The organism is Breoghania sp. (assembly GCF_030066895.1).
Classification (GTDB): domain Bacteria; phylum Pseudomonadota; class Alphaproteobacteria; order Rhizobiales; family Stappiaceae; genus Breoghania.
On the sequence record NZ_JASJAV010000050.1, the window covers coordinates 1 to 5,476 of the forward strand.

The 5,476-nt window shown below is 37.1% G+C and carries 4 protein-coding genes; 1 reads left to right on the plus strand and 3 read right to left on the minus strand.

Features of this window, described 5'->3' with window-relative positions; all coding sequences use genetic code 11:
• Window positions 1-600 precede the first annotated feature (600 nt).
• On the plus strand, window positions 601-1,170 hold the full coding sequence (locus QNJ43_RS26430; protein WP_300474991.1) for a hypothetical protein: 570 nt from the start codon (window positions 601-603) through the stop codon (window positions 1,168-1,170).
• Window positions 1,171-1,427: 257 nt separating this feature from the next.
• Here QNJ43_RS26430 and QNJ43_RS26435 read toward each other — a convergent pair whose 3' ends face one another.
• The 3 genes from QNJ43_RS26435 to QNJ43_RS26445 form a co-directional block, all read right to left on the minus strand.
• Entirely contained in the window at window positions 1,428-2,666 is a 1,239-nt protein-coding gene (locus tag QNJ43_RS26435; RefSeq protein WP_300474994.1) for a metal-dependent hydrolase, read from the minus strand.
• A gap of 1 nt (window position 2,667) precedes the next feature.
• Window positions 2,668-4,200, minus strand: coding sequence for a tyrosine-type recombinase/integrase (locus QNJ43_RS26440; RefSeq protein ID WP_300474996.1), 1,533 nt, complete (start codon window positions 4,198-4,200; stop codon window positions 2,668-2,670).
• A gap of 412 nt (window positions 4,201-4,612) precedes the next feature.
• Complete coding sequence (locus QNJ43_RS26445) at window positions 4,613-4,897, minus strand: hypothetical protein (protein WP_300474999.1); 285 nt, start codon at window positions 4,895-4,897, stop codon at window positions 4,613-4,615.
• Between the last annotated feature and the right edge of the window lie 579 nt (window positions 4,898-5,476).

Consider the following 5,476-nt stretch of genomic DNA (forward strand, 5'->3'; position numbering starts at 1 on the left):
GAGTAAGATAGAGTAACTTAGAGTAAGATAAAAAAAACAAATGAAACCCTTAAAAATCAGTACTTCCGTAGGATAGTAAGTAAAAAACACTAAATTAATGAAATATCTCTATATCGCGGTCCGTGAACGCAAACGCATTATCGCCCTACTCGCAAACTACCGTTTTTGGCTTACCACACAAGAAAATCAAACCGACTTTCAAAAATCAGAAATCAATCAAATAAACGAGTGCCTCCAAATTTTAACACCAAAAAAACAACAGAAAGAAGAACAAAGCATACAACAACTATCTTTGTCAGATATTTTAGAATAAAAAAAAATATAATACACGCCTTTGTACCTTTTACGAAAAAAATGAGAGTAGAAATAAACCGTTCCGCCAAAAAGACCTTTAAGAAACTACCCCAAAGAACAAAAAACAAACTCATTTTATGAAAATCCACAAAAACATATATTTAACCCGTGAAGATTACCGCAGATTTAGCGAACTCAAAACCGCCATAAAATTCGCCCTACACGACCGAAAAACAAACGATAGCGACATTTTTTCCATTGCCATAAAATCCCTTTACATTCAGCAACAGAAACGTAAAAAAAACGATGAAGAACGCAATTTGTTTTACGATATTTTGGCTATTGACAAATAACACACACGCCCAAATGTACAAATTTCCTGCTGATAGCATAGCCCTCCTCGCTATAGAAAATCAATATCAACTCGCAAAAGAAAACAAACATCTTTCCCTTATCCCCTCTATTGGTCTAAGGAGTTCGTATGATTTTCAAAATGAACGAGTGATATTTCTACCGTCCGTATCCATCAACCTAACAAACTTTTTCAAGATTGGCAACACCAATAAAAAACTCGAAAATCGCCGACAAATTCAAATACTGAAACAAGCGAGAAATTCAGAACTTAATGCCCTGAAGTACCGAAAAATTGTAGAAAAAATAGGGCTTATATCCGATCGTATAAAACTTCTTGAAGACATACTACAGCTCAAAAAAAAACGCCTCAAAAACAAGCAAAAAATAAACGAAAAAAGCCTTACCGTGTCAGATGAGTTGACTGCCTACCTGATAGACGAGAAACGAACCCAAATTCAAATAAACGAGCTTCAATATCAAATGAATATTTTGAGAGAAGAAGCCATAATATATGGGCATTAGCTTGTCCGCTTTCCTTCTGCCAGCTCCCTTTATAGGTCGCTGGTGGCCGCCGCCCGCCTCCGGCGGGCAAAGAAAACCCAAGAAAAAGCCATGCAAAGAACGGTCGCCCAGCCCCACACTGCGGGGCTGACCTCCCTACAAGTGAGAGGAAAGGGGGCGGGAAGCTCTCGCATCGCCCGAGAGCGGGCGAGCGGAGAAGCCCGTCCCCGCCCGTGACTTTATTTGCATTTTGTAAAAAACGCCCAAAGGGTCATTTTTTACAAAATTATTTTCTCATATTGAACGAAAATTACAGGCTTTTTGTCTATCTTTTGCCGTATTTCAAGAATTTTAAGATCAATTCTTTGATTTTCCACCCTAAAATCACGCTGTTTTAGGCTTTTTTCAAGGGCTTTTATCTCGTTTTTTAGGTCGGCTTGTCGGAAAATATTTGCGGTGTAAAACTCTTTCTTCTTGTGTTCTATGGCTCTTTTTAGATGGTTTTGACCTGCCACGAACTGACGTTCTCTTTGTGCCAAAACCTGTTTTTCCAAAATATATCGTTGTAGCTCTGCCGTTAGTTCGTCTTTGTGAGCATCGGTGATAACCTCTAATCGGTTGATATATGAACCTTCAAAGCTCTTTCCATTCCAAAATTTCCCGTCTATCAGCAAATAAAATTCGTCAAGACTCTGTAAACTCACGTAATATAGGGCGTTCATGGCTGTATCCCTTTGTATTTTAATTTGTTCTCCTTTGGTTATTTTTGGCTTGTTGGTTCTTTCAAGCGTATAATGCCCTGCCCTTTCGTCTATCGGTTTTAAAAATGTATGTGTTTTTTCGTCATAAATAACAATAGGCTCAACGTCTATAACGTACCCCACCCCCTTAAAATGTTTCCACTTGTTTGCAAACTCATAGTTTGTCTTGAGCAGGTTCTTTTCTTTGTAGTATTGACTTTTGACTTGCTGAGAGCTTCCGAGTTGAGAATTAAACGAAATCCAAAAACCATTCGCAAACAACGGATAGCAGATAAATCCGAATACACAAAAAAATATGAACGCCCCAAACTCCTGCCGAAAATCTCCCGTTTTTATACGAGCATTCCGACTTCCCGGTATCACACAAGGATTTTTCCATATCGGATAAAACAAAGGAACGCCCGCCAGTGTTACCATATCAAGAAATAGATGAACCGAATACGACAAAAAAAACAGCTTAGAATAAAAAGTATATCCACTTATTGCCCCCTCTATGAGCCAAAAAACAAGGGTCAAAACACCGACAAACAACAGCGAATGCGTCAGGGTTCTATGCCCATATCGTCGGAATATCCAGCGAGAGAGTGGGCGAAATATCCGCCCCGCAGGAGCTCTCGGATTATCAATATCTGCAAGTATTGACACACCCGCAACAAATATTAATTTTAACGGATTGTCAAAAATATTAACATCAAAAAGCGAACAAAAAAAGGCGGTTATTAGCGTTCCGCCAACGATATGATTTTGTGTTGTCATTTTACAAAAATTTTCGCTTTGTATACACATAAACTTGCCGTGCAATCAGAGCAAAAACAAGAAATACCGCCCCAATTATTTGGTATCCCGTATCACCAACCGCCCTGCCATAATATCGCAAAATCATCAGCGAAGCCAGCCCAATAATCACCACAATCGTCATATCAAACTGCGGAAGACCTGCCGTGTGCCTTATGTTTCTAATAACATCAACCGAAATATATTTTTCCGCCCTATATCGGTTTATCAATTCATAAATAAACTGCGGGTTTCCATTCGTTTGTTCAATGATATGATTAGAAAACAACTCATAGTCCTCAATCTCGTTTTTCACATCCAACGAGAGCCGTTCAATTAAAAGAAGCGAATCCCTTCGGTTCAGGTTTCCCAAATCTATCATCTCAAAATTTGTCGCAAAAGTGGCTTTATTTAGTGGCAACTTTCGCCCTCCCGCAACTATAACAAAATGAGAACGCAAAAACTCCAACACCTCTACCCCCTGCGTACTCACATTTGAAACATTATCAATAGCAATAATACACTCGTGAGGTTTAGTAATCTTTTTCAGCGTGTCGCAATAGTTTTTTACCGAATAACGAGAAACAATTTTTTCGGCACTTCCCATATCTCCAAATAGAATACGTGCCACTTCCTTTTTATCATGGTTCAACAAAAACATCAAAACACCGTGCAAACTCTGCTTTACTGCCTTTAGGTCATCAATTTTTAGGATAGTTTTCGTACTGGTCAAATTATCCATCAAAAGAGTTTTTCCCACTCCCTGAGTGCCTAAAATAAGGCAATTTACATTTTTTTCTACAAGCTCCGAAACCTTTCGCAATTCCTCCGTTCTCCCCACAAGAAAGGCTGTTTTTTCCGTTATGAGAACAGGTATTTTTTGCGACTTTTTCCCAAACAGCCAAGCCCCTACCCTGCCCCAAAATGTATGCTTTTGGTCTATTTTTTCAATCGCTTTTTCCAAAAGTTCTTTCGGAACATGGCTGTAAACTTCCGTTGAACTGATAGAACGATGCCCTAAAAGTTCTTTTGCGTGGAGAACCGTAACCCCTTTTTTATTAACTAACCGAGTGGCAAATGTGTGCCGTAATGTATGCGGGTGCAAATCACCAAGAACTGCCCGCTTTTTTGACAAGTTTTTGTAAAACGCCCAAACATTTTGGCGGGTCATTACCTGCGTTGCTTTGCCGTATTTTGTAGCAAAAATGGGAAAATCTGGGTCTTTTACATTACCCAAAAACTCATCAGACTGAAAGAACTCCAAAACATGGTTGTACAGCCTTTCGGTCATTGGTATGTCTCGAAATTTTTCGCTTTTTTGTTTGAGCGTTTGAACCCTCAAAAAATTCTCTCTAAAATTAAATGCCGAAACTTGCAACGAAAGAGCCTCGCTGACCCGCAAACCAGCATCAAGCATTATGGAGGTCATCGCCAACATTTTAGGCGACTTTACCGATTTGTATAAAATGGAAATCTGTTTTTCTGTCAGAAATTCAAAACCTTTATCAAAAATCATACGTTTTCTTTAGCTAGCTTCTAACTTTCTTAGCATTCGTTGCCCGCCAGAGGCGGGCGGGGGGCGAAAAAAACGATAACTCAATATTCAACGCGTTTGTTCCGTCCTATTTTACGCATTAGGGGTAGCGGGCTTTAGCCCGATCCCCTTTTGTTTCTCTTTGTTCGGGGGCGTGTTTCTGCTCTCGCCCTTCGGGCGATGAGACAGCTCCCCGCCCCATTCTCAAATTTTGTCAAAAATACAGTCAAAAAATGTTCTTACAAAATGCAAATAAAGTAAAAAATATGCTCCCCTATACAACAAAGAATAAGATGTATATAATGTGAAGACTAATGTTAATGTTAAATCACACTCTAATATATTGAGTTGACTTTTAGAAAGTGGAATTTTTGAAATTTGGGGTTTTGAATTTTTACTCTTTTTCGTAAACTTCAGAAACTGGAGAAGATGGCTCTTTGGATAAATTGGATAGGTGATTTAAGAGGAGTTTTTCGGCAATTTTATCAGTATCAATATTTTTTAATATAGCCTCTACCTCATCAATTTTAAAACTATTAACCCTCTTTTTTTTATAAAAGGTAACTTCATTGATATTTAATTTTTTTGCTAATTGTCTACCAGTCAAGTTTGAATTTTCAATAATAGTGGGAATAAGGTTTTTTACTCTTTTATAATTTTGGACTTCTTTTAAAAACATATTTTTTTATTTTACTTTTTGTTTATATTTGTGTTTAAAAATATTAGGCAAATATAGTACTTTTATTTTACTTAATATAAATTACACAACAAAATTATTACAACAACTAAATGATAATCAAACAGTTATTTTTTAAACATGAGAAGAAACACAAAGAAACATCTTTTTACAGTTATAGCTAAAACGGACAAAAAAGACTGTAAAGATAACTTCAAGAAATGGAATACGTCAAATATCCCAAAGTTTGTTTCATTTCTAAATAGACAATATCCAAACTGGCGATTTGCTAATGTTTATAGAAAATCAGACCGACAAAAAATAAAAGTAATAACTCCTAAATCTATAATAATATGAATACCTACACCCTCCGATATTCATCGCTATATAAACCCAGCTTCTTTTACACAATCAAAAAATACAAGACGAAAAAAGGGGCAGAAAATAAGGCTATAGAGCTATCTAAACAACGCCCAAATGTTTTTCAGATAATAGAAGAAAACGAACAAAAAGAAACAAATATGAGTTTCTATAAAAACGGAATATGCTATTTAGAAACCTTTTAAAAACGAAAGTATGGAG